The organism is Nonomuraea jiangxiensis, from assembly GCF_900099965.1.
Lineage (GTDB): Bacteria > Actinomycetota > Actinomycetes > Streptosporangiales > Streptosporangiaceae > Nonomuraea > Nonomuraea jiangxiensis.
Genome location: NZ_FNDJ01000001.1, coordinates 364807 through 388537, shown reverse-complemented (window position 1 = coordinate 388537; position 23731 = coordinate 364807). Strand labels below are relative to the sequence as shown.

Sequence of the window (23731 nt, the reverse complement as noted above, 5' to 3'; positions counted from 1 at the left end):
GAGTAGCGTGTTTTGGATCCAAGGGGAAGGGACGGCATGAGCGGACTTCCGGGGTTGAGCCGGCTGGACCACATCGGCTTCACGGTGCCCGATCTGGCGGAGGCGAGGACGTTCCTGGTCGACGTGCTCGGCTGCGAGTACATGTACTCGCTCGGCCCGTTCCGGCACGACGACGGCCCGTGGATGAAGGAGCACCTCAACGTGCACCCGCGGGCGGTGATGGAGCAACTGCACTTCTTCCGGTGCGGCGGGCAGGCCGTCTTCGAGGTGTTCCAGTACGCCGCGCCCGACCAGCACGCCGAGGTGCCGCGCAACAGCGACATCGGCGGCCACCACGTGGCTCTCTACGTGGAGGACCTGGACGCCGCCGTGGCCTACCTGCGCGAGCGGGGCGTCGAGGTGCTCGGGGAGCCGACGGCCAGCCGGGGGCCGAGCGAGGGGCAGCGCTGGGTCTACTTCCTGGCGCCCTGGGGGATGCAGTTCGAGCTGGTGTCGTACCCGGACGGCAAGGCGTTCGACCGTGCGGGCGCCTGAGAGCGAGCGGGTGGCCGAGCACCTGCGCGAGGCCATCCTGAGCGGCGCGATCGCGCCCGGCGAGCGGATCAGGCAGGAGGAGCTGGCCGAGCGCCTCGGCGCCAGCCGCCTGCCGGTGCGCGAGGCGCTGCGCATGCTGGCGGCCGAGGGCCTCACGGAGCACCACCCGCGCCGCGGCGCCCGCGTGCCCCGCCTCGGCATGCACCAGGTGGACGTGATCTACCAGATGCGCGAGCGGCTCGAACCCCTGGCCCTGGCCGAGAGCATCCCGCATCTGACAGACGCCGAGCACCGGCGCCTGGGGCTGATCCAGGACAAGATCGAGGCCAATACCGACATCGGCGAGTTCCTCGCCCTCGACCGGGAGTTCCATCTGCTGAGCTACACCGGCTGCGCGATCGATGAGCTCTCGGCGATGGTCGTACGGCTGTGGAACACGACCCAGCACTACCGGCGGGCCTTCATGCGCCTGACGGGACCCGCGCGGCGCTGGGTGGTCAACGCCGAGCACCGGCTGCTGCTGGACGCCATCGAGCGGCGCGATGTCGTGGACGCCGAGCGGCACCTGACCGGTCACATCCGGCGCACCCGGGTGGAGTTGTCCCAGCATCCCGAGGTCTACGCGGAGGAAGGGGTACGGCGGTGACGCGGCTGACCGTCAACGGCACGCCGGTCGAGGTCACGACCGACCCGCGGGCCCCGCTCCTGGACGTGCTGCGCGGGGAGCTGGGGCTGGCCGGGACCAGGTTCGGGTGCGGCGAGGGGATGTGCGGCGCCTGCTTCGTCCTGCTGGACGGGCGCGTGACGGCCGCCTGTGACACTCCCCTGTCGGCCGCCGCCGGACGTGCGGTGGTGACCGTCGAGGGCCTGGCCCCCGGCGACGAGGCGCATCCGGTGCAGCGGGCGATCCTGGCCGAGCAGGCGGGCCAGTGTGGCTACTGCCTGTCCGGGATGATGGTCAGCGCCGCCGCCCTGCTCGCCGCCGATCCCCGGCCGAGCGAGGAGGACGTGGTGGCGGCCCTCGACCGCAACCTGTGCCGCTGTGGCGTGCACCGCCGCATCGTGCGCGCCGTCCTGAGGGCCGCCGAGTGAGCGTCCGTGCGGAGGAGTGCCGGCTGGCGAGGGCTTGGGGAAGGGTGTGGCGATGAGCGTGTCGGTGGAGCCGGACGGGGTCATCCTGGTGCGGGCCGGGAAGGTGGAGCTCGGGCAGGGCGTGCTCACCGCGCTCGCCCAGATCGCCGCCGACGCGCTGGGCGCCGACTTGGCGCAGGTCCGGATGGTGCCGGCGAACACCGGCGAGGGTCCGGACGAGGGGCTCACGGCGGGCAGCATGTCGATCGCCCGCTCGGGCCCGGCGCTGCGGGAGTCCTGTGCCCGGGTGCGGGCCGCGTTCGTCGCCGAGGCGGCCCGCCGCTGGGACGTCTCCCCCGCCGAGGTGACGGTACGGGGCGGCGAGTTCCGCCACGGCGCCGAGACCACGACCTACGCCGACCTGGCCAAGGCGGTACTCGCCGCCGAAGCCCAGGAAACCACCGAACCCGGGGCAACCGCCGAAGCCGGGGCAGCCGCCGAACCCACCACGGGCCAGGCCGGGGAGCCGGGGGCTGAGGCGGCGGTGTTCGTGGGGGTCAGCGTGCCGCGGCTGGATCTGCCCGACAAGGTGGCCGGGCGGCCGCGCTTCGTGCACGACCTGCGCCTGCCCGGCCAGCTCTACGGCCGGGTCCTGCGCCCGCCCTCCCCCGCCGCCCGGCTCACCGGCCTGGCCCCGAACGAGGACGGAAGCACGCACGAGAACGGGAGCACGCACGTGGTGCGCGACGGCTCGTTCCTGGGCGTGCTGGCCGAGACCGAGCCGGAGGCCGACCGGGCGCTCGCCCGGCTGCGCCGCGCCGCCGCGTGGGACGAGCACGACACCCTCCCCGACGAGCACGACCTGCACGGTTACCTGCGCAAGGGCCCGCACGAGACCATCAGGGTGCACCCCGCGCCCCAGACCGGCGCCACCCCCGCGCCCCAGACCGGCGCCACCCCCGCGCCCCAGACCGGCGCCACCCCCGAGGCCGGTGCGGGGACCGCCCACCGGGCCACCTACAGCAGGCCGTTCCTCGCCCACGCCTCGATCGCGCCGAGCTGCGCCGCCGCCCGCTGGAACTCCGACGGCAGCCTGGAGGTCTGGAGCCACACCCAGGGCGTCTACCCGTTACGGGCGGCGCTCGCCCGGGTCCTCGGCCTGGCGGCGGACCGGGTCGAGGTGCGCCACGTCGAGGGCGCGGGCTGCTACGGCCACAACGGCGCCGACGACGTGGCCCTGGACGCCGCCCTGCTCGCCCGCGCGGTCCCGGGCCGGCCGGTGCACGTGCGGTGGAGCAGGCGCGACGAGCTGACCTGGGCACCGTTCGGCTCGGCCATGTCGGTGGACGTGGCGGCGGAGGTGGACGCGGCGGGCAGGGTGGCGGCCTGGACGTACGAGATCTGGAGCCAGGGGCACACGAGCCGCCCCGGCTACGCGGGCGTTCCCGGGCTGCTCGCCGCCGCCCACCTGGAGCAGCCGTGGGAGCACCCGGCCGCCGCCGACCCGGCTCCGGCGGCCGGGTCAGGGATGGCCCGCAACGCGGTGCCGATCTACGACTTCCCGCGGGTCGAGGTCACCGGCCACCGCCTGCTGGAGACGCCGATCCGGTCGTCGGCGCTGCGCTCGCTGGGGGCGTTCATGAACGTGTTCGCCATCGAGTCGTTCATGGACGAGCTGGCCCTGGCCGCCGGGCGGGACCCGCTGGCGTACCGGCTGGACTGCCTGAGCGACCCGCGCGGGCGCGCGGTGCTGCGGCGGGCCGCCGACGCGGCCGGCTGGGGGCGGCCCGGCCTCGGGCTCGGGTTCGCCCGGTACAAGGGCAACGGCGCCTACTGCGCGGCCGTGGCCGAGGTGGAGGCCGAGCACGACGTACGGGTGCGCCGCCTGACCCTCGCCGTGGACGTCGGCCGGGTCGTCAACCCCGACGGGGTGCGCAACCAGATCGAGGGCGGCGCCATCCAGGCGGCCAGCTGGACGTTGAAGGAGCGGGTGCGGTTCGACCGGCGCCGGATCACCAGCGGCGACTGGGAGAGCTACCCGATCCTGCGGTTCAGCGAGACGCCGGAGGTGGCGGTCGAGCTGGTCGAGCACCCCGGCACGCCCTCCGTGGGGGCGGGCGAGGCGGCCCAGGGCCCGGTGGCCGCGGCCATCGCCAACGCGCTCGCGAGCGCGATCGGCGTCCGTGTCCGCGACCTGCCCCTGACCCCGGAGGCCGTGCTGAAGGCCATCGAGTAGGGCCGCTCAGTAGGCGTTGGCCACCACCAGATCCTGGGCCGGGAACAGGGTCAGCACCCGGCATCCCTCCGGCGTGACCACGACCTCCTCCTCGATCCTGGCCGCGGAGAACCCGTCGCTCGCCGGACAGTACGTCTCCAGCGCGAACACCATCCCGGGCTGCAGCTCGATCGGCTCCCGCATGCTGTTGAGCCGCGAGATGATCGGCCGCTCGTGCAGCCCGAGCCCCAGCCCGTGCCCGAACTGCAGCCCGAACGCCGCCATCTCGTTCTCGAACCCGAACGAGGTCGCCTCCGGCCACACCGCCGCCACCTGGTCGGTGCCCACCCCGGGCTTGATCATGGCGATGGACGCGTCCATCCACTCCCTGGCCTTGACGTACGCCTCCCGCTGCGCGGCGGTCGCGCTGCCCACGCTGAAGGTGCGGTAGTAGCACGTCCGGTAGCCGTTGAAGGAGTGGATGATGTCGAAGAACGCCTGGTCACCGGGCCGGATCAGGCGATCGGAGAAGTTGTGCGGATGCGGGTTGCAGCGCTCCCCGCTGACCGCGTTGATCGCCTCGACCTGGTCGGAGCCCATCTCGTAGAGGCGCTTGTTGGCCAGCGCCACGATCTCGTTCTCCCGGATGCCGGGTTTGAGTGCCTCCACGATGTCCTGGTAGACGCCGTCCACCATGGCCGCGGCCTGCGTGAGCAGCATGATCTCGTCGGAGGACTTGATCTGCCGGGCGTCCAGCATGAGCTGCTGCGCGTCCACCACCCGCAGCCCCTGCCGCTGCATCTCGAACAGGAACGGCGGCTCGACGAGGTCCACCCCCACCGGGGCGTCAGCCAGGCCCTCGTCCGCCAGCATGCCCTTGATCTGCCGGATCGCCTCGGCCATCAGCCCGGCGGTGGGCGCGATGGCGCCGCGCAGGCCCAGCATGCCCGCGTGGCAGTCGGCCGGGTCCAGCCACGGGCTGTAGAGGCGGTGGTGGCGGGCCGCCGAGCCGAAGTCCCACAGGCGGGCGGGGCCGCCGCGGGTGAGCAGGGCGTACCTGGTCATCTTGTCGCCGAGGGCGCCGCCGATCCAGGTCTGGGTGACGTACCTGATGTTGTAGAAGTCGAACAGCAGGAACGCGCCGCACTCGCTGGACTCCAGCGCGGCGCGGGCGCGGCTCAGCCGGTAGTCCCTGAGCCGGGCGAAGTCGACGCGCTGCTCGTAGTCGACGCCCATGTGGCCGGGCGCGGGCAGCGGCCCGGTCATGCGCTCAGCCCGTCGTCCACCGGCACGGCCTCCGGTTCCAGCTTCAGTCCCGCGGCGGCGGCCTGCAGGTCCAGCAGTATGGCGAAGTCCTCCGTCACCCGGCCGGTGCCCACGCTGGCCTGGACGAGCTGCGCGGTGAGCGCGGTGACCGGCATGGGCACGTCCAGGGCGCGGGCCGCGGCCAGGCCCAGGTCGAAGTCCTTGCGCAGCAGCGGCGGGGTGAACCTGGGCGTGTAGTCGAGGTGCACGAACGCGGGCGACTTGTACCGGGTGAACGGCGAGCCCACCACGCTGTCGTTGAGGAAGCTCAGGAACGCGTGCCGGGGCACGCCGCCCTTCTCGGCCAACACGGTGACCTCGGCGAGCGTCTGGGTGACGACGCCGAGCATCAGGTTGTGGGCGATCTTGACCAGGCGGGCGGTCTCGCCCTCGCCCGCGTACGTGGCCGACCTGCCGAGGTGGGCGAGCAGCCCGGACACCCGGTCATAGGTCTCGCGCGGGCCCGAGCAGACCACGCTCAGCCCGCCTGCCCTGACCACCTTGGGGTTGCCGCTGACCGGCGCGGCCAGGAACTCCGTCCCGCGCTCCGCGCACCTCCGCCGGGCGGCGGCCGAGGCCTCCGGGGAGATCGTGGAGCAGTCCACCACGACGCCGGGGCCCCGGTCCTCGCCGGAGTCGCCCAGCAGCTCCGCCAGCACGTGGTCGAGGTCCTCGGAGGTGGAGAGCATGGTGAAGACCACGTCGTGGTCGCGCAACCCGGCGATCGTGTCCGCGACCGCCGCCCCCTGCTCCCGCAGCGGCTCGGCCTTGGCCCGGGTGCGGTTCCAGACGGTCAGGTCGACGCCGGCCCTGGCCAGCCGCTCGGCCATGGGCGCTCCCATGCGGCCGGTGCCGACCCAGCCGACCCGTTGTCGTGTCCACGTCATTGGGATTCGCCTTTCGCAAGCCGCTGGGCCAGCCAGTCGGCGGTGTACGGACGGTGCCAGGGCGCCAGGTTGGCGCAACCGTGGTTGCCTTCCTCCAGCATGAGCAGCTCGCTGTCGCCGCCCGCCGCGGCGGGCAGCCGCTCGGCCTGCCGCCACAGGATGAGCCGGTCCTTGCGCCCGAAGACGACCAGCAGCGGCGCGGTGATCGCGGTCGCCGTGCCCTCCATCGTGAGGGTGTGGGCGATGCGGCGGGCGTCCACGGCGAACGTGGCCGGCCCCCGCTCCAGGAACAGCTGCTCGACCACGCGGTGCTCCTCCTTGGCCGAGTCCAGCCCGGACAACATCAGCACCGCCGGATGCGGCCCCGGCCCGGGCGGCAGGAACTTGGCGAAGTGGTAGTAAAGGGCGGCCTGGGCCAGGTGCTGCCCGGCCGACAGCGGCCGGTCGGTGGCCAGGGCCTGCCTGCCCAGCGTCTCGTGCTCGGCGGCCACCGACGGCCAGGCCGCGCACCAGTCGTCCCAGATCTCCAGGTCGTCGGTGATGCGGTGGAAGTCGTAGACGGTCACGCCGTTGGCGGTGAACCTGGCCCCCCAGTGTGCGATGGCGGACGCGACGCGTTCGTCCAAGGTGAATCACCTGCCTTCGTCGGGCTGCCGCCCAGGTAGAGCGATGCGATCTCGGGGTTGTCCCGGACCGCGGCGGCCGTGCCGGTGAGGCGGACCCTGCCGCCCTCCATGACCACACCGTGCGTGGCGATCCCCAGTCCGAGCCGTACGTTCTGCTCGACCAGCAGCACGGTGGTGCCCGCCTGGTTGAGCTCGTGGATGACCTCGGCGACCCCGGCCAGGCCGCGCGGGTCCAGGCCCAGCGAGGGCTCGTCGAGCAGGATCAGCCGGGGGTCGAGCATGAGGCAGCGGGCGATCTCCACCATCCGCCGCTGGCCGCCGCTGAGGTTGCCGGCGTGGTCCCTGGCGCGGTCGGCGACGATGGGCAGCCGCTGTTCGACCTGGTCGAGGCGCTCGCGCAGGAGCCTGCGGTCCTTGCGGATCAGGTAGCCGCCCATGAGCACGTTCTCCTGCACGGACATGGCGGGGAACAGCGCGTGCGACTGCGGCACCTGGGCGATGCCCCGGCGCAGGATCTCATCCGGGGCGCGGCCGCCGATGGGCTCGCCGTCGAGCCTGATCTCGCCCTGGGTCGGGGCGAGCAGGCCGCTGATGACACGCAGCACGGTGGACTTGCCCGCGCCGTTGGGGCCGACCACGCAGGTGATCGTGCGCTCGGCGCACTCCAGGTCGACGCCCTGGAGCACGCTGCCTCCGCCGTACCCAGCGACGACCGCCTTGAGCTGCAGCATCTATCTCACCGCCGGAGTCCAGTCGTGGCCGAGGTAGGCGTCCAGCACCGCCGGGTCCTGGCGCACGCTCAGCGGCGGGCCCTCGGCGATGACCCGGCCGCCGGCGAGCACGGCGACCTGGTCGCACAAATCCAGCACGAGCGGGATGTTGTGCTCGACGACGAGGAAGGTGACGCCGTTCGCGTTGAGCTCGCGGATCACCTCGGTGATGCGGTCGAGCATGCTCGGGTTCACGCCGCCCGCGGGTTCGTCGAGGAGGATCAGCTTGGGTTCCAGCATGAGGACCTGGGCCAGCTCGACCAGCTTCTGCTGCCCGTACGACAGCGCCCCCGCCCGCTGCTCGGCGAAGCGCCCGAGGCCGACGAGGCCGAGCAGTTCGCGGGCGCGTTCGGCCTCGTGGCCGCGTACGGCGTCGGACCACATGGTGCGCCAGCGGGAGTCGGCCAGCGGCGCGACCACGTTCTCGCGCACGGTCATCTCCTTGAACAGCCGGGTCACCTGGTACGACCGGCCGAGCCCGAGGTGGCAGCGCCGCCAGGGCCGCAGCCCGTCCACCCGCCGCCCGTCGAACCAGATCTCCCCTGAGTCGGCCGGCAACCCCCCGGTGACCAGGTTGAACAGCGTGGTCTTGCCGGAGCCGTTGGGCCCGATCAGCCCCGTGATCGTGCCCTGGCGCACGTCCAGTGAGACCTCGTCCACCGCGGTGAGCCCGCCGAACCGCCTGGTCACGCCGCGAACCGACAACAGTGCCTCACCAGGCTCCGGCAGTGCCCCCTCGCCCGACTCCGGCACCGGCGCCCGCTCGCGCACGGCGAGCGCCGCGGGTTGCTCGATGTACTCGACCGGCGCCGGATTCCGCCGGCGCCACCACGCCTCGACCGTCGGCAGGATGCCCTTGGGCAGGAACAGCACGACGAGCACCAGCGCGCCGCCGAACAGCAGCACCCGGGACTGGACGCCGCCCGCGTACACGGTGGCGGCCTCGCTGATCAGGTTGACGATGAAGGCCCCCAGTACGGGGCCGTAGAGCGTGCCGCGCCCGCCGGCCAGCGCCGCGAGCACGATGGTGACGCTGCCGAGGATCGCGAAGGAGCCGACGGGGTTGATGAAGGTCAGGTAGTAGGCGTAGACGCCGCCCGCCATCCCGATGAAGAAGGCGCTGGCCGCGTACGCCGTGACCTTGAACCGGGTGGTGTCGACCCCGATGGTGGCCGCCTTGCCCTCGTCCTCCCTGATCGCGACCAGCCCGGTGCCGAACTTGGTGCGCCTGATCCACGCGCTGAACAGCACCGTCAGCACCAGCAGCAGCAGGAAGGCGTAGTAGAAGGGGATGTTCTGGAAGTCGCGGTGCCAGAAGGGCAGCTCCAGGGTGATCCCGTCCGAGCCGTGCGTGAGGCTGCGGAAGTTCACCGCGATGATCTGCGCCGCCAGCAGCATCGCGATCGTGATGATGACGAACGCGTGGCCGCGGGTCCTGAGCACCACCGTGCCGATCAGCAGCGCGATCACCGTCGCGGTCACCCCGCCCAGCGGGGCGACCCACAGCGGGTTGACGCCCCACGCCACGGCCAGGATCCCCACGGTGTACGACCCCACCCCGAGGAACATGCTGTGCCCGAGCGAGACGTAGCCGGCGTACCCGGAGATGATGTTCCAGCTCGTCGCCTGGACGGCCAGCAGGAACCCGAGCAGCAGCACCCCCTGCGGGTAGGGCTGCCACGGGTTGACCACGGGATAGAGCAGCAGGACGACCAGGCAGGCCGCCGCCACCAGGTGGGCGCGCTTCATGCGGCGTCCTCCCTGAGCCTGGCCCCGAACAGGCCCTGCGGCCTGACCAGCAGCACCGCCATGATCACCAGGTAGAACACCAGCGTGGACCAGCCCAGCGAGCCGTAGGTCGCGGTCAGCGTCTCGGCCAGCCCGAGGATGACCGCGCCCGCCACCGCGCCCGGCAGGCTGCCCAGCCCGCCGAGCACCACGATGCCGAGCAGCCGCGAGATCCATTCGTAGTGCGAGGCGGGGAAGAACGGATACAGCACCGACAGGATGGACCCGCCCACCCCGGCCGTGGCGCTGCCGATCGCGAACGCCAGCGCCGCCGTGCCCGCCGCGCTCACCCCCACCAGCGCCGCCCCGGCCGGGTTCTGCGTGGCCGCCCTGATCGCCCGCCCGGTCCACGTCCGGTTGAGCACGTAGTACAGGACTCCCAGCACCCCCACCGCCGCCACGAACCCGAACACCTGCGCCTTCGGGAACGAGATCGAGGCCACCCGGAAGGACTCCTCGAAGTAGGCAGGGGTGGCCGACTTGAACTTGTTGCCCGCGGTGAGGTTCAGCACCCCCTCGATGACCAGCGCCAACCCGAACGTCAGCAGCACCGACATCGACGGCGACGACCCGCGGATGCGCGAGATCAGCAGCCGGAAGGTCAGCCAGCCGAGCCCGAACATCATCGGCGTGGTCACCAGCGACGCCACGATCGGGTCGATCCCGGTCCTGTTCCACAACCACCAGGTCACCATCGCCACCAGCACCAGGAACGCACCCTGTGCCACGTTGATGATCTGCATCACTCCGAAGATCAGCGTCAGCCCGGAGGCCATGAGGGCGTAGACCCCGCCGATCAGCAGGCCCAGCGCGATCGCCTGGACGAGGTGGGCCATCGCTCACTTCCAGCCGGGCTTGGGGTTCACCACGGTCTTCGTCGTCGCCAGCTCGGGCGGGCCGACCACCTCGACCTGGCCGGACTGCCACTGGGCCAGCAGGAAGCTGCCCTTCGGCTCGCCGTTGGCCGCCCAGCTCAGCGGGCCGAGCAGGGTCCGCACGGTGTTGGCGTGCAGCCAGTCCCTGAGCTTGTCCTGGTCGATCGCGCCGACCGCCTCGACCGCGGCCTGCAGCACCTGCGCGGCGGCGAACGCGTCCGCCGCGTCCTCGGCGGGCGCGGCGCCGTACGCCTTCCGGTACGCCGCCACGAACTCGGCGTTCAGCGGCGTGGTCGCCTTCTCGTTCCAGCTCACCGTGTAGAAGACGCCCTCGGTGTTGGCCACGCCCACGCCGTCGCTGTACTGGCTGGAGTTGCTGGGGGCGGAGGTCTGGAAGAGCATCTTCGGCGAGAAGCCGAGCTGCTTGAGCGAGCGCACCAGCCCGACGCCGTCCTCGAACACCGCGCCCTGGGCGACCAGGTCGGGCTTCTTACTGGCCAGGGTGCTGGCGACGCTCTGGAAGTTCGTGGTGTCGGCCGGGTAGAGCTCGCTGTAGACGGTCTCGACGCCCAGGGCTTCGAGCTGCTCCTGCATCGACTTGATCACCGGGTGCGCGAAGGGGTCGTCCTGGCTCGGGTAGGCGGCCGTCGTGGGCCGCTCGTCCGCCGGCAGCGACTTGATCCAGTTCACGAACACGTCGGCCTGCCGCGGCGCGGTGGCGGGCTGGGCGAAGAAGAGGTACGTGAAGCTGCGGGTGAACATGTCGGGCGCACCCCCGGCCGGCTCCACGAACACCATGCGGTTCTTCTCCGCCACGGCGGAGGCGGGATAGTTCAGCAGCGAGGAGAACGTGCCGAGCAGCAGATCCACCTTGTCCTGCGTGATCAGCTTGGTGTAGTCGGCGACCACGGTGTCCTGGCTGCTCGCGTCATCGACGATCTTGAGTTCGACCTGCCGGCCCAGGACACCCCCCTTGGCGTTCACCATGTCGCGCCAGATCTCGTAACCGCGCTTGGCCTCGCTGCCCGGCTGGGCGAAGTCGCCGGTCAGCGGCAGGGAGACGCCGATGACGATGGGCCTGGTCACCTCGCCCGCCGCGGTCTCGGACGGGCGCTGCCCGCAGGCCGACAGCGCCAGCGCGGCCACCAGGGCCAGCGCCATGGCCAGGATCGGGCCCCTTGCCCTCGGGCTTTGTGATGCGGGTGGTCTGGGGGGTTGTGCGGTCATGACCCCTCCTTCGATGAGCCTCTTCGCCGCGTGCCGCTCGTTTCCCGCAAACGATTGCGCTGGCTTGGAGCATCCGTTTCAATGCAGTTACTGTCAAGAGCGAATCCTGAAGAGCGCAAACGAATGCAGGCGGGAGGCCGCGATGACGCGACGTCTGGTGGTGGGGGCGTTCAGCCCGTCCGTGGTCCTGCGTACCGGCCGCCGGCTCGGCCTACTCGGGTGCGAGGTCGCCGAGGAGCCGGTGCCGTCGTCGCCGGCGCAGTTCCGCTCGTTGCTGGACGGCGCCCTCGACGCCGCGCTGACCAGCCCGGACAACGTGCTCGCCTACCGGTTCGTGCCGGGCAACCCGCTCGGCACGACCGCCGACGTGCGGATCGTCTCCGCCGTGGACCGCGGCCTCGGCCTGGCCCTGTACGCCCGCCCCGGGGTGAGCTCGGCGGCCGACCTGAAGGGCGAACTGATCGGCGTGGACGTGCCCGACTCGGGCTTCGCGTTCGCTCTCTACGCGGTGCTCGACGGGCTCGGCCTGCGGCCCGGCGACTACGGGCTGGCCACGCTCGGCTCCACGCCGCGCCGCCTGGACGCGCTGCTGACCGGCCGCTGCGCGGCGACCATGCTGAACGCGGGATCCGACCTGCGGGCGGAGGACGCCGGGGCGGTGCGACTGGCCGGGGTGCCGCGCCCGTACCTGGGCACGGTGCTGTGCTCCGTGGGCAGCGACCCGGCCGTCCGGGCCCTGGCCGGTGACCTGCGCGAGACCACCCGCGCGATCCTGCGGCGCGAGGCGGACGACATCGTCGTCGAGGAGGCCATGGCGGCGCTGAGCCTCCCGCGCGCCGCCGCGGCCCGCTACCTTGACCGGTTGACGGATCCCGACGAGGGCCTCGTCACCGACGGCCACGCCGACGCGCCCTCGCTGGCCACGGTCCTGGACCTGCGGCGGCGCTACGGCACGGCCCCCGACGGAGACCTGCTCACGCGGGGCCTCCTCGACGGGGAGGATGACGACCCCGGAGGAGAGCGCGGCCGATGACCCACCCCAACCCGGTGCCGGTCCCGACGCTGCGCGACGTCGCCGAGGCCGCGGGGGTGCACACCGCCACGGCCTCGCGCGCCCTGAACCCCAAGACCCGCCAGCAGATCAGCGCCGAGACCGCGCGCCGCGTCATGCGGGCCGCGCAGGCGCTCGGCTACCAGCCCAACTCGGCGGCCCGCAGCCTGAAGACCGCCCGCTCCAGCACCGTGGGCCTGGTCATCCCCGACCTCACCAACCCGTTGTTCCCGCCGATCGTGCGCGGCGTGGAGAGCGTGCTGGAGTCCGACGGCTACAACGTGTGGATCGTCAACACCGACAACGACGAAGAGCGCGAGCGCGCCAAGATCGAGTCGCTGCGGTCCCGCCAGGTCGAGGGGCTCATCATCGCCACCGCCCGGCTGGAGCATCCCCTGCTCGGGCAGCTCCACGAGCAGGGCGTCACCATGGTCCTGATCAACCGCCAGGTGGACAACCTGCGCATCCCCGCCGTCACGGGCGATGACGCCACCGGAGTGGCGGCGGCCGTACGGCATCTGGCCGATCTCGGTCACACCAGGATCGCCCACCTGTCGGGCCCGCTGTCCACCTCCACCGGCCGGGTGCGGTCGCGGGCCTTCCGCCACGCCGTACGCGACCTCGGCCTGCCCGGTGACCTGATGGTGGAGTGCGGCCACTGGAGCGAGGCCGACGGCGCCGCCGCCATGCGCGCGCTCCTCGCGCGGACCACGGACTTCACGGCGGTCGTGGCCGGGAACGACCCCATCGCGCTCGGCTGCTACGACGTGTTCGCCGAGCGCGGGCTGTCCTGCCCGCACGACGTCAGCGTCATCGGCTTCAACGACATGCCCTTCCTGGACAAGCTCCGCCCGCCGCTGACGACGGTCGCGGTGCCGCACCACGAGCTGGGGGCGGAGGCCGCGCGCATGCTCCTGAACTGCATCGACGAGCCGGACCGCGCGGCCCGCTCCGTCCTGCTCCCCGCCTCCCTGGTGGTCCGGGGCTCCACGGCCGCGCCCCGCGCGACCGTCCTGCCCGAGCCGTGACCGGCCCGCCACCACCCGGGCCCGCCCGCGTGGCGGGCCCGGTACGTGATCACTCTCCGTTACCTTTCCAGGGAACGGGGGGAGTTCGTCATGGCTGGTTCGCTGATTTCCCGGAGGGCGTTCCTCACCGGGGTATTCGCCGCTCTGGGCGCCACCGCTCCCCTGGCACCGGGCAGGACGGCGGCGGGCGGGGCGGCCGAGTGGCCCGGGGCGATGGTGCTGCGGGCCCGGCCCGCGACCGTGTCCCTGGGCCGGCGCACCGTCTCCACCTGGGCCTACGGCGACACCGTCCCCGGCCCGCTGGTCCAGGTCGCCGCCGGGGAGACCGTGGCCGTCAGGCTGGTCAACGAGCTGCCCGCGCCGACCACCGTGCACTGGCACGGCATCAGGATCGACCCGCGCATGGACGGGGCGCCCGGGTTCAGCCAGGCGCCCACCCGGCCGGGCGGGACCTTCGACTACGTCTTCACCGCGCCCGACCCGGGGACGTACTTCTATCACTCGCACGTCGGCATGCAGTCCGACCGCGGCCTGTACGGGCCGCTGATCATCACCGACCCGGACGAGCCGCTCGACTACGACGAGGAGTTCACCGTCGTGCTCGACGACTGGCTGGACGGCATCCGCGGCACCCCCGACGCCGCGCTGCGCAGGCTCAACTCCTCCACCGGCCACGACGACACCCTGCGCAGCGCGGCGCTCGGCGGCGTGGCGGCCGAGCTGCGCCACCCGGTCTACCTGCTCAACGGCCGCGGGCCGGACACCCCCGAGACGTTCGCCACCCGCTCAGGGCGGCGGGTCAGGTTCCGGGTGATCAACGCGGCCGCCGACACGCCCTTCCGGGTCGCGCTCGGCGGGCACCGCATGACCATCACGCACACCGACGGGTTCCCGTGCGCGCCCGTCACGGTGGACACGTTCATCATCGGCATGGGCGAGCGCTACGACTTCGTGGTGCGGCTCGATTGGGGGGCGTTCCCGCTGGTCGCGGTGGCGGAGGGAAAGCGCGGGCGGGCGTACGGCGTGGTACGCACCTCGGCCGGCGCCGTCTCCCCGCTGTGGCAGGCCAAGGTGCCGGAACTCCAGCGGCAAATGCTGAAATATCAGGATCTGAATGCCGAAAGCGACGACCACCTGCCCCGCCCCACCAGGAGCGTCACCGTCACCATCGGCATGCGCCCCTCCGGCAACGAGTGGACGCTCAACGGCCGGCTCGCCGACGACCCGATGCGGGTGCGGGTGGAACCGGACGAGACGATCCGGCTGATCCTGGACAACCGATCGCCCATGTGGCACCCGATGCACCTGCACGGCCACACCTTCCAGCTCCGGGTGGCCGGCTCGCGCGGCCCACGCAAGGACACCGTCAACATCAAGCCCCGCGAACGCCTCCACCTGGACGTACTCGCCGACAACCCCGGCGAGTGGATGTTCCACTGCCACAACCTGTACCACCAGGAGCAGGGCATGATGGGCACCCTCGGCTACGGCCCGCCCCCGCCCAGAACCGTCCACGCGGGCCACCACCGCACAGGCCCCGGGGGTCGCGCTGGGCACGGTGACCGCTCGGGTTCCGGAGAACGCGGCGGCCACCATGCCCGCGGCCGGGGCCGCCCCCACACCAGGCAGTGAGGCGGCCACCGCGCGGGAGAAAGGTCCAGAAGTCCGGACCAGCTACCCACATCCGCCCGGTTTACTCCACCCCGGGTGCAGATCGTCGCGGGCCCGGCCTCCTCGGGCACGGCATCCGCGAACCCGACCCTGGGCGGCGGCGCGGGCAGTCTTGCGACGCGGGGGCGCGCTGCGGAAGGATCGCCCATCGAACGCCCGACACCCGCATGGCGACTTGGAGAGACCTGTCGTGCGCACGCGAGAGAACGTTGAGCAGTTCGGATACCGGCAGGAGTTACGCCGCGGGGTCGGCCTGACCGACCTCGTGCTCTACGGCCTGGTCCTCATGGTGCCGATCGCGCCCTTCGCGATCTTCGGCCACGTCTACTCGCACTCCGGCGGCATGCCGGTCCTGGCGTATCTCGTCGGGATGGTCGTGCTGCTCTTCACCGCCGCGTCCTACGCGCAGATGGTCAAGGCGTTCCCGCTGTCGGGTTCGGTCTACAACTACGCCGGGCGCGGCATCGCCCCGCCGGTCGGCTTCCTGACCGGGTGGATGATCCTGCTGGACTATCTCGTCCTGCCGAGCCTGCTGTATCTCGTCGCGGCCGCCGCCCTGCACACCAGCCTGCCGCAGGTGCCCGTCTGGGGCTGGCTGATCGCCTTCGCACTGATCAACACGGTGATCAACCTGCGCGGCATCAGGGTGACCGTCAAGCTGACCCGATTATTGATCATCGGCGAGCTGGTCGTGCTCGCGCTGTTCCTCGCGGCCGGCGTGTGGGCGCTGCTCCAGGGCCGGGGCCACGGCTTCGACCTCTCCCCGCTGTTCGACCCCGCGACGTTCTCCTGGCCGGTGGTCTTCGCCGCGGTCTCGGTGGCGGTGCTGTCGTTCCTCGGCTTCGACGGGATCAGCATGCTCGTCGAGGAGTCCACCGGCGGCTCGGCCCAGGTGGGGCGGGCCATGCGGCTGGCCCTGGTGCTGGCCGGGGTGCTGTTCGTGGCGCAGGTCTGGGTGGCCGCCCTGCTCGTGCCCGATCCCGCCGGGCTGCGGGCCGAGGACAGCGGCACCGCGTTCTACGACGCCGCGGCCGTCGCGGGCGGCGAGTGGCTCCGGCACGTCACCACCACCGCCACCGCGCTCTCGTGGGGCCTGGCCAACACGCTGGTCGCCCAGGTGGCCGTGTCGCGCCTGCTGTACGCGATGGCCCGCGACCGCCGGCTCCCGTCGTTCCTGGCCAAGGTGTCGGTCCGGCACTCGGTGCCGGCCAACGCCATCCTGCTGGTCACGGCGCTGTCGGTGGGCCTCGGTCTATGGGCCTCCACCCGCTCCGACGGCGTGGTCCTGCTCGCTAGCCTGGTCAACCTGGGCGCCATGGTGGCGTTCCTGGTGCTGCACGCGTCGGTCATCGTGCACTACTCGCTCCGGCTCGGCTCGGACGACATGTGGCCACATCTGATCGCGCCGCTGATCGGGATGGGCCTCCTCGTCTTCGTCGTGATCAACGCCAACCTTCTGGCGCAGGTGACCGGCCTGATCTGGCTCGGCATCGGCGTACTGGCGCTGGCCGGCCGGCACGCCCTGGGCCGCCGGTCGAACGTGCCCTCCGGACGCGCGTGGCGAGCAAAGGACCTCCCATGACCCTGCCGCTCCACCACGACCTATACCTCATCGCCCACGACCCGTCGGGCAGGCCGCTGGTCCACCGGTCGTCGCTGGAGCTGGGGCTCGCCGGGGCCGTGCTGCTGGAGCTGACGTTCGGCGGCCAGGTGATCGTCGCCAGGGGCCAGGCCGCCGCCGCCCGCCGGGTGACCGCTCCCACCGGCGACCCGATCGCCGACGGCCTGACCGGCCTCCTCGGGGCCGCCCCGGTCCACGTCAGGCCCCTGGTCAAGAGGGTTTCCGCCGGGATGTACGAACACGTCCGCGACGTCCTGGTCACCTCCGGCGTACTGGTGCGGGTGAGCGGGCGGCGGATGGGGCTGCTGCCGTACACGCGCTACCGGCTCGCCGACATCTCCTCCGTTGTCCGGGCCTCCTCCGGCGTGCGCTCGGCGGTCGAGGGGTGGAAGCCGCCGGACGCCCGGTGCGCCGCCCTGTGCGGGCTGGTGGCGGTGCTGCGGGTGGAGCGGCAGCTCTATCTCGACGTGCCGGGCGGCCGGCTGGTGGGCCGCCTGCGCGAGATCGCCGCGGCCGGCTCGCCCGTCGTCGCGGACCTGGTCGGCGTCGTGGACACGCTGGTCGGGGAGGCCGCCGTCGCCGTCTACCGGTGAATTGCCGGGCTCCATGGACGATGCCCCCGACGCGAGTTACGCTCCGCTCGCTTGAGTACGCGCAGTTATGCGTAGATGGGGGGAAAGAAATGAGCTACACGCTGTTACGCGGTACTTTTGTGATCCGCTATCCGGATCTCCCACGGCAGGGGCCCGAGCCGGACGGCGACACCGTCAAGTTCCGGCCCGACTCTCCGGCCCTGGTCGAGGCGCTGACCCGGCGCTCCGGCCGGCCGCCGAACATCACCAGCCGCGGCATCTCCGTACGGCTGGAGGCCGTGGACGCGCTGGAGACCCACTTCGAGGAGACCCACCAGGAGCTGACCGGGGCCAACGCGGCGCGGGACGAGCTGCTGCGGCTGCTCGGCTTCACGAACGTGCGTTACTGGGACGACCTCCCGAACAAGGTACGCTCCGCCGACCAGGACTCGATCCGCGGTCACGTGCTCACGAACGGGATCGACGCGAACGGGCGGCTGATCGCGTTCGTCTACGCCGGTGACCACGCGGGGACCGACGGGGCGACGGTGTTCCTGGACCCGCCGCTGGTGGACCTGTCCGTCAACGCGGCACTGCTGGCCGCAGGGCTGGTCTATCCGGCGTTCTACGCGACGCTGCCCGCCGAGTTGCGCACGCATCTGGCGGGGGTGTCGCAGGCGGCCAGGGCCGAGGCGCGGTCCACCGGCATCTGGCCGCGCGCGACCGCCGACCCGGACGGCCCGGCCGAGATCGCCGACCTGGACGCGGCGGAGCAGCTGGTGATCTGGCCGAAGCTGTTCCGGCGCATCGTGCCGTACCTGGCGGCCGGGTTCACCGACTTCGACGGCTTCGACGCCTGGCTGCGGGCCGATGCGGTGAACCGGGACGACGAGCTGTTCCTGATCGGCAAGCTCGAACGGGGCAACCTGCACGACGTGGTCAAGGGGGCCGGGCGGCAGCTCCAGCTCACGACCTGGCCCGAGGAATTCATCATCAGTCCCGACCCGGCGCCGCCCGGCACGCCCACCAAGCCGCCGCTCGTCGCCGCCGGGGACCTCGTGATCGTCGCGGCCCTGCCCGACCCGTCGGGCGCCGATCGCGGCAACGAGACCGTCACCCTCCTGAACGTCACCTCCGCCGCCGTCGACCTCGCGGGCTGGGCCCTTTCGGACGCCGCCGGCGGCCGCAGGGCGCTGACCGGCACGATCGAGGGCGGGGCCACCCTGCGGGTGCCGCTGGACGGGAACGTGCAACTGGGCAACCAGGGCGACACCATCATCCTGCTGGATCGTGAGGGCACGTCCATCGACCGGGTGACGTACAGGTCGGACCAGGTCAAGGCGGGCCGCACCATCTGCTTCACCCGCTGACCTCCCGCCGGCGCCGGCCCCTCCGACCGGGGGGCCGGTGTCGCCGCCGCGCTCTGCCCGCTTGCCTTTCGCGATAATCACGTAACAGGTACGTTATCGGCAAATAGCCTCATTCATAGCCAAGGACTATCCGAGAGTCCACTCATAGAGTATTTGTCCCATTTCCTTGGATATTTCCGGGAGGGTGCATTGGTGCACGAATCGGGCTCCAACCGCGTCTGTGAGCGCTGCGGATCCCCTGTCGGCAACCACCCCCAGTGCTCCCGCTGCCGGGCCCCCGTCCCCCATCCGTCCACCGATCCTCCCGCCCCCGGACCGTACTCACGCGCCCGCGATCCCTACGCCCCGCGCCGGGGCGCTCCCGCCGGGCCCCACGGCGCACCGCCTCCCACCAGATCGCACGGCACCGGAGGGCCCTCCCCCTTCGAGCCGTTCGCGGCCGTGTCACCGCCGCCCGCCGGCCCGCCGCCACTCGCCGGGCCACCGTCATCGGCCGGCCCGCCACGTTCCCTCGGACCGGTTCCGGGCGCGGATGACGGCTGGGGGCCGGAGCCGTCCACACTGCGGGCGCGTACCCCGGCCTGGCGGCGGCCGTCGGTGCTCCTCAGCCTGGCCGCCGCGGTCTTCGCCTTCGCTTTGACCTGGTTGATCGTCGTCGTCCGCCCGTTCGCGGCGAACGAGGCCGCCCAGGCCCAGCAGAGCCAGTCCCCCGTGCTCGCCACCACCGGCTCGCAGCAGGGCGACGGCTCCTCGAACCAGGCGACGGACGAGACACCCCCGGACGCGGACTCGGACTCGGCGGTTTCCGACCCGAGCGCCGACGAGGCGTCTCCTGCACCCGGCGACGACTCCGGCTCGGCCGCCGCCCAGCAGGCCCGCAACCTGAACGACCTGCTGTCCAGCAGCAGCTCCGCCCGTTCCAGCCTCTCCCTCGCCATCGCGAGGACCAGCCGGTGCGAGCCGGACGGCGTGGACGCCATCCAGGACATCACAGCCAGCCGCCGCGACCAGCTCGCCGCCGCCAAGGAACTCCCGGTGACCGCGCTGACGGCCGGCGCGGAGCTCAAGGACGCCCTGGTGGACGCCCTGTCCGCCTCGTACGACGCCGACGCCGCCTTCCTCACCTGGGCCCGGAACCACGTCGCCGAGAAGTGCACGGGAGAGATCACCGAGGATCGCGACTACCGGCGCGGCCTGGGCAGGTCCGAGACCGCGCAGGTGGCGAAGCGCCGGTTCGCCGAGGCGTGGCGGCCCATCGCGGAGACTTACGATCTCCCGGCCTGGAAGCCCAGCCAGATCTGATCGCCGGACAGACGACATTTCAGCCATATCCACAAAAAGGCTGATTTACCCGAGAAATGTTGAAATGTCAGTTCGTCCTATCCAAGTCCGGACTCATGTCAGAGACTAGGCGTTCCGACCAGTGATGCGAAGGAGTTCATGATGCTCGTTCCGCGCTCTCTGTTCAGGCTGGCGGTCGGTGCCGCGGCAGGCTACCTGCTCGCCGTCCGGCCCTGGCACCTGCGGTGGGGTGCTTCCGACAGCGAGGTGTTCGGGGGCATGGCCGGTGACGACATCGTCCGTACCCCGCAGTACCAGGCGACCCGCGCCATCACCGTTGACGCGCCCGTGGCCTCGGTCTGGGCCTCACTGATCCGGCTCGGCGGCTACACTCCCGGCACCACCACCCCCCGCACCACCACCACGGCATGGCCCGGCCCCACCACCCAAACACCCGACCCCGCCACGGCATGGCCGGGCCCCACCACGCAAACACCCGACCCCACCACCGCATGGCCCGGTGCCACTGAGCAGGGCTCTTCCGAGGAAGGACCGGGTGCCGCGGCTCAGGGTGAGGCCGCCGGGCAGCACGGGCCTAAGGTCGGTGACGTGTTTCCCGAGGCTCCGGACGGCTCCGGATTCGTCGTCGAGGAGATCGACCCGCCCAACGCCCTCGTCCTGGCCCAACGCGGCTCCGATGCCACCACGACCTGCTCCATCGCCCTGCACGAGCTCGACGGCGGGACCCGGATGGTCTTCCGCGTCCGCATCCGCGCCGAGCCGGGCCTGCGCGGCACCGCCTACCTCGCCTCGATGGACCTGAGCGACTTCGTGGCCATGCGCAGGCAGATGCTGACGATCAAGTCCCGCGCCGAGTCCGGGGACTGAGCAGGGAGATCATGAGCGGTCGAGCGCCAGGTTGAGTTCGAGCACGTTGACCGCGGGCTCCCCCATGAAGCCCAGCGCCCGGCCGGTGGTGTGCTCGTCGATCAGCGCCCGTACCCGGTCCAGGGCCAGCCCGCGCTCCCTGGCCACCCGAGGCGCCTGCAGGTCGGCGTAGGCGACCGAGATGTGCGGGTCCAGACCCGAGCCACTGGCCGTGACCGCGTCGGCGGGCACGGCCGGAGCCCCCGCCCCGCCCCGGACCGGCACCGTACGCCCGGCCGCGTAGTCCGCACCCGGCCGCGCGCACACCACCCGCACCCCCTGGTAGACGGCGACGAACGGGACCGCCGGGCAGCCCTGGTTGACGCTGACCGCCCGATCAGGGAAGACCTTCAGCACCGCGCCCACCCCGTCCGGCGTGCAGTACGGGCGAGCCCCGCTGACGCCCTCCAGCTCGCCGATCGCCTTGGAGCGGGCACAGACCCGCGTGAGCAGCGACTGCCGCCCCTTGTCCGGATTGCCCTTCTCATCCCTGGCCCCCGGCACCGGCAGCACGTCCACGACGTCCTCCGGCCCGAGGTTGCTCGCGCCGCTCGCGGTCGGGTCGTAGCCGTGCCCGGCGGCCGACGGCCGGGACTGGAAGTATTTCCGGACCGGCCTGCCGTCGGCGCCGGTGAAGAGCTGGCCGATCAGTGCGCTGCCGTGCCCGCCCTCGACCATCGAGCCGTTGGCCCGCCCGTGGAACAGCACCTGGGCGATGCCGGTGACGACCAGCGGATAGATGAGGCCGAGCAGCACGGTCAGCACCACGACCGCCCTGAGCGCGGCGAGGTGCTGGCGGACCCAGCCTGGCATTGCGTCCATCACCCTATCCCCGGAAGGAACTGGACCAGCAGGTCGATGAGTTTGATGCCGATGAACGGGACGATGATCCCGCCCAGGCCGTACAGGTAGAGGTTGCGGGAGAGCAGCTTGGAGGCGCTGGAGGGCCGGTAACGCACGCCGCGCAGCGCCAGCGGGATCAGGGCCACGATGACGACCGCGTTGAAGATCACCGCCGACAGAATGGCGGACTGCGGGCTGGTCAGGCGCATGACGTTGAGGGCGTCCAGGCCCGGGTAGACCGCCGCGAACATCGCCGGGATGATCGCGAAATACTTGGCGATGTCGTTGGCGATGGAGAACGTGGTCAGCGCGCCCCGCGTGATGAGCAGTTGCTTGCCGATCTCGACGATCTCGATGAGCTTGGTGGGGTTGGAGTCGAGGTCGACCATGTTCCCGGCCTCCTTGGCGGCCGAGGTGCCGGTGTTCATGGCCACGCCGACGTCGGACTGGGCCAGGGCGGGGGCGTCGTTGGTGCCGTCGCCGGTCATGGCGACCAGCCGGCCGCCCTCCTGTTCTTTCCTGATCAGGGCGAGCTTGTCCTCGGGGGTGGCCTCGGCCAGGAAGTCGTCCACTCCGGCCTCGTCGGCGATGGCCTTGGCGGTCAGCGGGTTGTCACCGGTGATCATGACGGTGCGGATGCCCATCCGGCGCATCTCGTCGAACCGTTCCCGCATGCCGGCCTTGACCACGTCCTTGAGGTGGATGACGCCGAGCACCCGGCCCTGCTCGGCGACGACCAGAGGGGTGCCGCCGGAGGCGGAGATGCCGTCCACGAGGTGACCGACCTCGTCGGTGGGGTGGCCGCCGGCGTCGCGCACCCATTTCATGACGGCGGTGGCGGCGCCCTTGCGTACCTGGCGGCCGTCGAGGTTCACCCCGGACATGCGGGTCTGCGCGGTGAACGGCACCCATTCGGCATGCGCCAGCTCGCCCGGTTGCCGCTCGCGCAGCCCGTACGCCTGCTTGGCGTAGACCACGATCGAGCGGCCCTCCGGCGTCGCGTCCGCCAGGCTGGCCAGTTGCGCGGCCTCGGCCAACTGCTGCTCGGCGACGCCGTCCACGGGCACGAACGCCGCTGCCTCGCGATTGCCCAGGGTGATGGTGCCGGTTTTGTCCAGCAGCAGCGTGGACACGTCACCGGCGGCCTCCACCGCCCGGCCGGACATGGCCAGGACGTTGCGCTGCACGAGGCGGTCCATCCCGGCGATGCCGATGGCCGACAGCAGGGCACCGATCGTGGTCGGTATCAGGCAGACCAGCAGTGACACCAGCACCACTCCGGTGACCCCGTCGGCGTTCAGTGCCGGGGAGTCCGGCACGCCGGGATTGACGAGTTTGGAGTAGATGGCCAGCGGCTGCATGGTGACCGTGGCGATCAGGAAGATGATCGTCAGGGCGGCGAGCAGGATGTTGAGGGCGATCTCGTTGGGGGTCTTCTGCCGGTTGGCGCCCTCAACCAGCGCGATCATCCGGTCGATGAAGCTTTCACCCGGCTTCTGGGTGATCCGCACGATGATCCGGTCGGACAGCACCTTGGTGCCGCCGGTCACGGCGGACCGGTCGCCGCCGGACTCGCGGATGACCGGGGCGGACTCGCCGGTGATGGCCGACTCGTCCACCGACGCGATGCCCTCCACCACGTCGCCGTCACCCGGGATGACCTCCCCGGCCTCGACGATCACGTAGTCGCCCGGCCGCAGTTCGGGGGCCGGGACGACGTCCTCCTCGGCGGTGGCCGTAGGGCTCTTCAGGCGGCGGGCGGTGGTGTCGCGCTTGGCCGCCCGCAGTGTGGCGGCCTGCGCCTTGCCCCGCCCCTCGGCGACCGCCTCGGCCAGGTTCGCGAAGACCACGGTCAGCCACAGCCACACCACGATGGCCCAGGCGAAGAACGACGGATCCAGGACGGCCAGCACAGTGGTGAACACCGCGCCGACCTCCACGATCAGCATCACCGGGTTACGCCACAGCGTGGCCGGGTTCAGCTTCTTCAGCGCGTCAGGCAGCGACCTGACCAGTTGTCCCGGGTCGAGCAGCCCGCCGCCCACCCGTCCCGTGGCCGGGGACGACAT

At 71.9% G+C, this 23731-nt stretch carries 21 protein-coding genes; 12 read left to right on the top strand and 9 right to left on the bottom strand.

The annotated features are described in order from the left end of the window. The first annotated feature begins 36 nt into the window (after nucleotides 1-36). Genes BLS95_RS01620 through BLS95_RS01605 form a run of 4 tightly spaced genes read left to right on the top strand, consistent with a single transcriptional unit; the run spans nucleotide 37 to nucleotide 3841 of the window. Entirely contained in the window at nucleotides 37-534 is a 498-nt protein-coding gene (locus tag BLS95_RS01620; RefSeq protein WP_090928307.1) for a VOC family protein, read from the top strand. Next, the gene (locus tag BLS95_RS01615) at nucleotides 521-1180 is read left to right on the top strand and encodes a GntR family transcriptional regulator (RefSeq protein WP_090928305.1); all 660 of its coding nucleotides are present in this window, start codon (nucleotides 521-523) and stop codon (nucleotides 1178-1180) included. The genes BLS95_RS01620 and BLS95_RS01615 overlap by 14 nt, the downstream gene beginning before the upstream one ends. Further along, the gene (locus BLS95_RS01610; RefSeq protein WP_090928303.1) at nucleotides 1177-1626 is read left to right on the top strand and encodes a (2Fe-2S)-binding protein; all 450 of its coding nucleotides are present in this window, start codon (nucleotides 1177-1179) and stop codon (nucleotides 1624-1626) included. Before BLS95_RS01615 ends, BLS95_RS01610 begins: the two co-directional genes overlap by 4 nt. A gap of 52 nt (nucleotides 1627-1678) precedes the next feature. After that, complete coding sequence (locus tag BLS95_RS01605; protein WP_090928301.1) at nucleotides 1679-3841, top strand: xanthine dehydrogenase family protein molybdopterin-binding subunit; 2163 nt, start codon at nucleotides 1679-1681, stop codon at nucleotides 3839-3841. Nucleotides 3842-3847: 6 nt separating this feature from the next. Here the strand turns inward: BLS95_RS01605 and BLS95_RS01600 are convergent, their stop codons facing one another. Genes BLS95_RS01600 through BLS95_RS01570 form a run of 7 tightly spaced genes read right to left on the bottom strand, consistent with a single transcriptional unit; the run spans nucleotide 3848 to nucleotide 11298 of the window. Beyond that, nucleotides 3848-5086: a M24 family metallopeptidase gene (locus tag BLS95_RS01600; protein WP_090928299.1), complete on the bottom strand. Its 1239-nt coding sequence runs from the start codon at nucleotides 5084-5086 to the stop codon at nucleotides 3848-3850. Beyond that, the gene (locus tag BLS95_RS01595; protein WP_090928297.1) at nucleotides 5083-6012 is read right to left on the bottom strand and encodes an NAD(P)-dependent oxidoreductase; all 930 of its coding nucleotides are present in this window, start codon (nucleotides 6010-6012) and stop codon (nucleotides 5083-5085) included. The genes BLS95_RS01600 and BLS95_RS01595 overlap by 4 nt, the downstream gene beginning before the upstream one ends. Continuing rightward, the gene (locus BLS95_RS58840; protein ID WP_090928295.1) at nucleotides 6009-6638 is read right to left on the bottom strand and encodes an alpha/beta hydrolase family protein; all 630 of its coding nucleotides are present in this window, start codon (nucleotides 6636-6638) and stop codon (nucleotides 6009-6011) included. The genes BLS95_RS01595 and BLS95_RS58840 overlap by 4 nt, the downstream gene beginning before the upstream one ends. After that, a complete protein-coding gene (locus BLS95_RS01585) occupies nucleotides 6575-7369 on the bottom strand; it encodes an ABC transporter ATP-binding protein (protein ID WP_090928293.1) in 795 nt (264 codons plus the stop codon). The genes BLS95_RS58840 and BLS95_RS01585 overlap by 64 nt, the downstream gene beginning before the upstream one ends. After that, nucleotides 7370-9157 carry a branched-chain amino acid ABC transporter ATP-binding protein/permease gene (locus BLS95_RS01580; protein WP_218135536.1) on the bottom strand — a complete coding sequence of 596 codons (1788 nt, stop codon included), beginning with the start codon at nucleotides 9155-9157 and terminating at the stop codon, nucleotides 7370-7372. It abuts the gene before it with no gap. After that, nucleotides 9154-10032 (bottom strand): branched-chain amino acid ABC transporter permease, encoded by an 879-nt coding sequence (locus BLS95_RS01575; RefSeq protein ID WP_090928291.1) that lies wholly within the window; start codon nucleotides 10030-10032, stop codon nucleotides 9154-9156. Before BLS95_RS01575 ends, BLS95_RS01580 begins: the two co-directional genes overlap by 4 nt. Nucleotides 10033-10035: 3 nt before the next feature. Beyond that, nucleotides 10036-11298 carry an amino acid ABC transporter substrate-binding protein gene (locus tag BLS95_RS01570; protein ID WP_218135535.1) on the bottom strand — a complete coding sequence of 421 codons (1263 nt, stop codon included), beginning with the start codon at nucleotides 11296-11298 and terminating at the stop codon, nucleotides 10036-10038. A gap of 142 nt (nucleotides 11299-11440) precedes the next feature. Here BLS95_RS01570 and BLS95_RS01565 point away from each other — a divergent pair, with 142 nt between their 5' ends. The 8 genes from BLS95_RS01565 (at nucleotide 11441) to BLS95_RS01530 (ending at nucleotide 20780) form a co-directional block, all read left to right on the top strand. Beyond that, complete coding sequence (locus BLS95_RS01565; protein WP_090928287.1) at nucleotides 11441-12331, top strand: ABC transporter substrate-binding protein; 891 nt, start codon at nucleotides 11441-11443, stop codon at nucleotides 12329-12331. Continuing rightward, nucleotides 12328-13377, top strand: a complete 1050-nt coding sequence (locus tag BLS95_RS01560) for a LacI family DNA-binding transcriptional regulator (RefSeq protein WP_090928285.1) — start codon at nucleotides 12328-12330, stop codon at nucleotides 13375-13377. Before BLS95_RS01565 ends, BLS95_RS01560 begins: the two co-directional genes overlap by 4 nt. A gap of 90 nt (nucleotides 13378-13467) precedes the next feature. Next, the gene (locus BLS95_RS01555; RefSeq protein ID WP_090928283.1) at nucleotides 13468-15009 is read left to right on the top strand and encodes a multicopper oxidase family protein; all 1542 of its coding nucleotides are present in this window, start codon (nucleotides 13468-13470) and stop codon (nucleotides 15007-15009) included. Between the two features lie 229 nt (nucleotides 15010-15238). Then, nucleotides 15239-16630 (top strand): APC family permease, encoded by a 1392-nt coding sequence (locus tag BLS95_RS01550; RefSeq protein WP_176992974.1) that lies wholly within the window; start codon nucleotides 15239-15241, stop codon nucleotides 16628-16630. Continuing rightward, the gene (locus BLS95_RS01545) at nucleotides 16627-17262 is read left to right on the top strand and encodes a GOLPH3/VPS74 family protein (RefSeq protein ID WP_090928280.1); all 636 of its coding nucleotides are present in this window, start codon (nucleotides 16627-16629) and stop codon (nucleotides 17260-17262) included. Before BLS95_RS01550 ends, BLS95_RS01545 begins: the two co-directional genes overlap by 4 nt. A gap of 89 nt (nucleotides 17263-17351) precedes the next feature. Further along, nucleotides 17352-18611: a lamin tail domain-containing protein gene (locus BLS95_RS01540; RefSeq protein WP_176992973.1), complete on the top strand. Its 1260-nt coding sequence runs from the start codon at nucleotides 17352-17354 to the stop codon at nucleotides 18609-18611. Nucleotides 18612-19208: 597 nt separating this feature from the next. Then, on the top strand, nucleotides 19209-19913 hold the full coding sequence (locus BLS95_RS01535; protein WP_090928279.1) for a hypothetical protein: 705 nt from the start codon (nucleotides 19209-19211) through the stop codon (nucleotides 19911-19913). Between the two features lie 138 nt (nucleotides 19914-20051). Then, nucleotides 20052-20780 (top strand): hypothetical protein, encoded by a 729-nt coding sequence (locus BLS95_RS01530; protein WP_090928277.1) that lies wholly within the window; start codon nucleotides 20052-20054, stop codon nucleotides 20778-20780. 9 nt (nucleotides 20781-20789) lie between these two features. Here the strand turns inward: BLS95_RS01530 and BLS95_RS01525 are convergent, their stop codons facing one another. Both BLS95_RS01525 and kdpB read right to left on the bottom strand, forming a co-directional pair. Further along, a complete protein-coding gene (locus tag BLS95_RS01525; RefSeq protein WP_090928275.1) occupies nucleotides 20790-21641 on the bottom strand; it encodes a potassium-transporting ATPase subunit C in 852 nt (283 codons plus the stop codon). Next, nucleotides 21641-23731, bottom strand: coding sequence for a potassium-transporting ATPase subunit KdpB (gene kdpB / locus BLS95_RS01520; RefSeq protein ID WP_090928273.1), 2091 nt, complete (start codon nucleotides 23729-23731; stop codon nucleotides 21641-21643). The genes BLS95_RS01525 and kdpB overlap by 1 nt, the downstream gene beginning before the upstream one ends.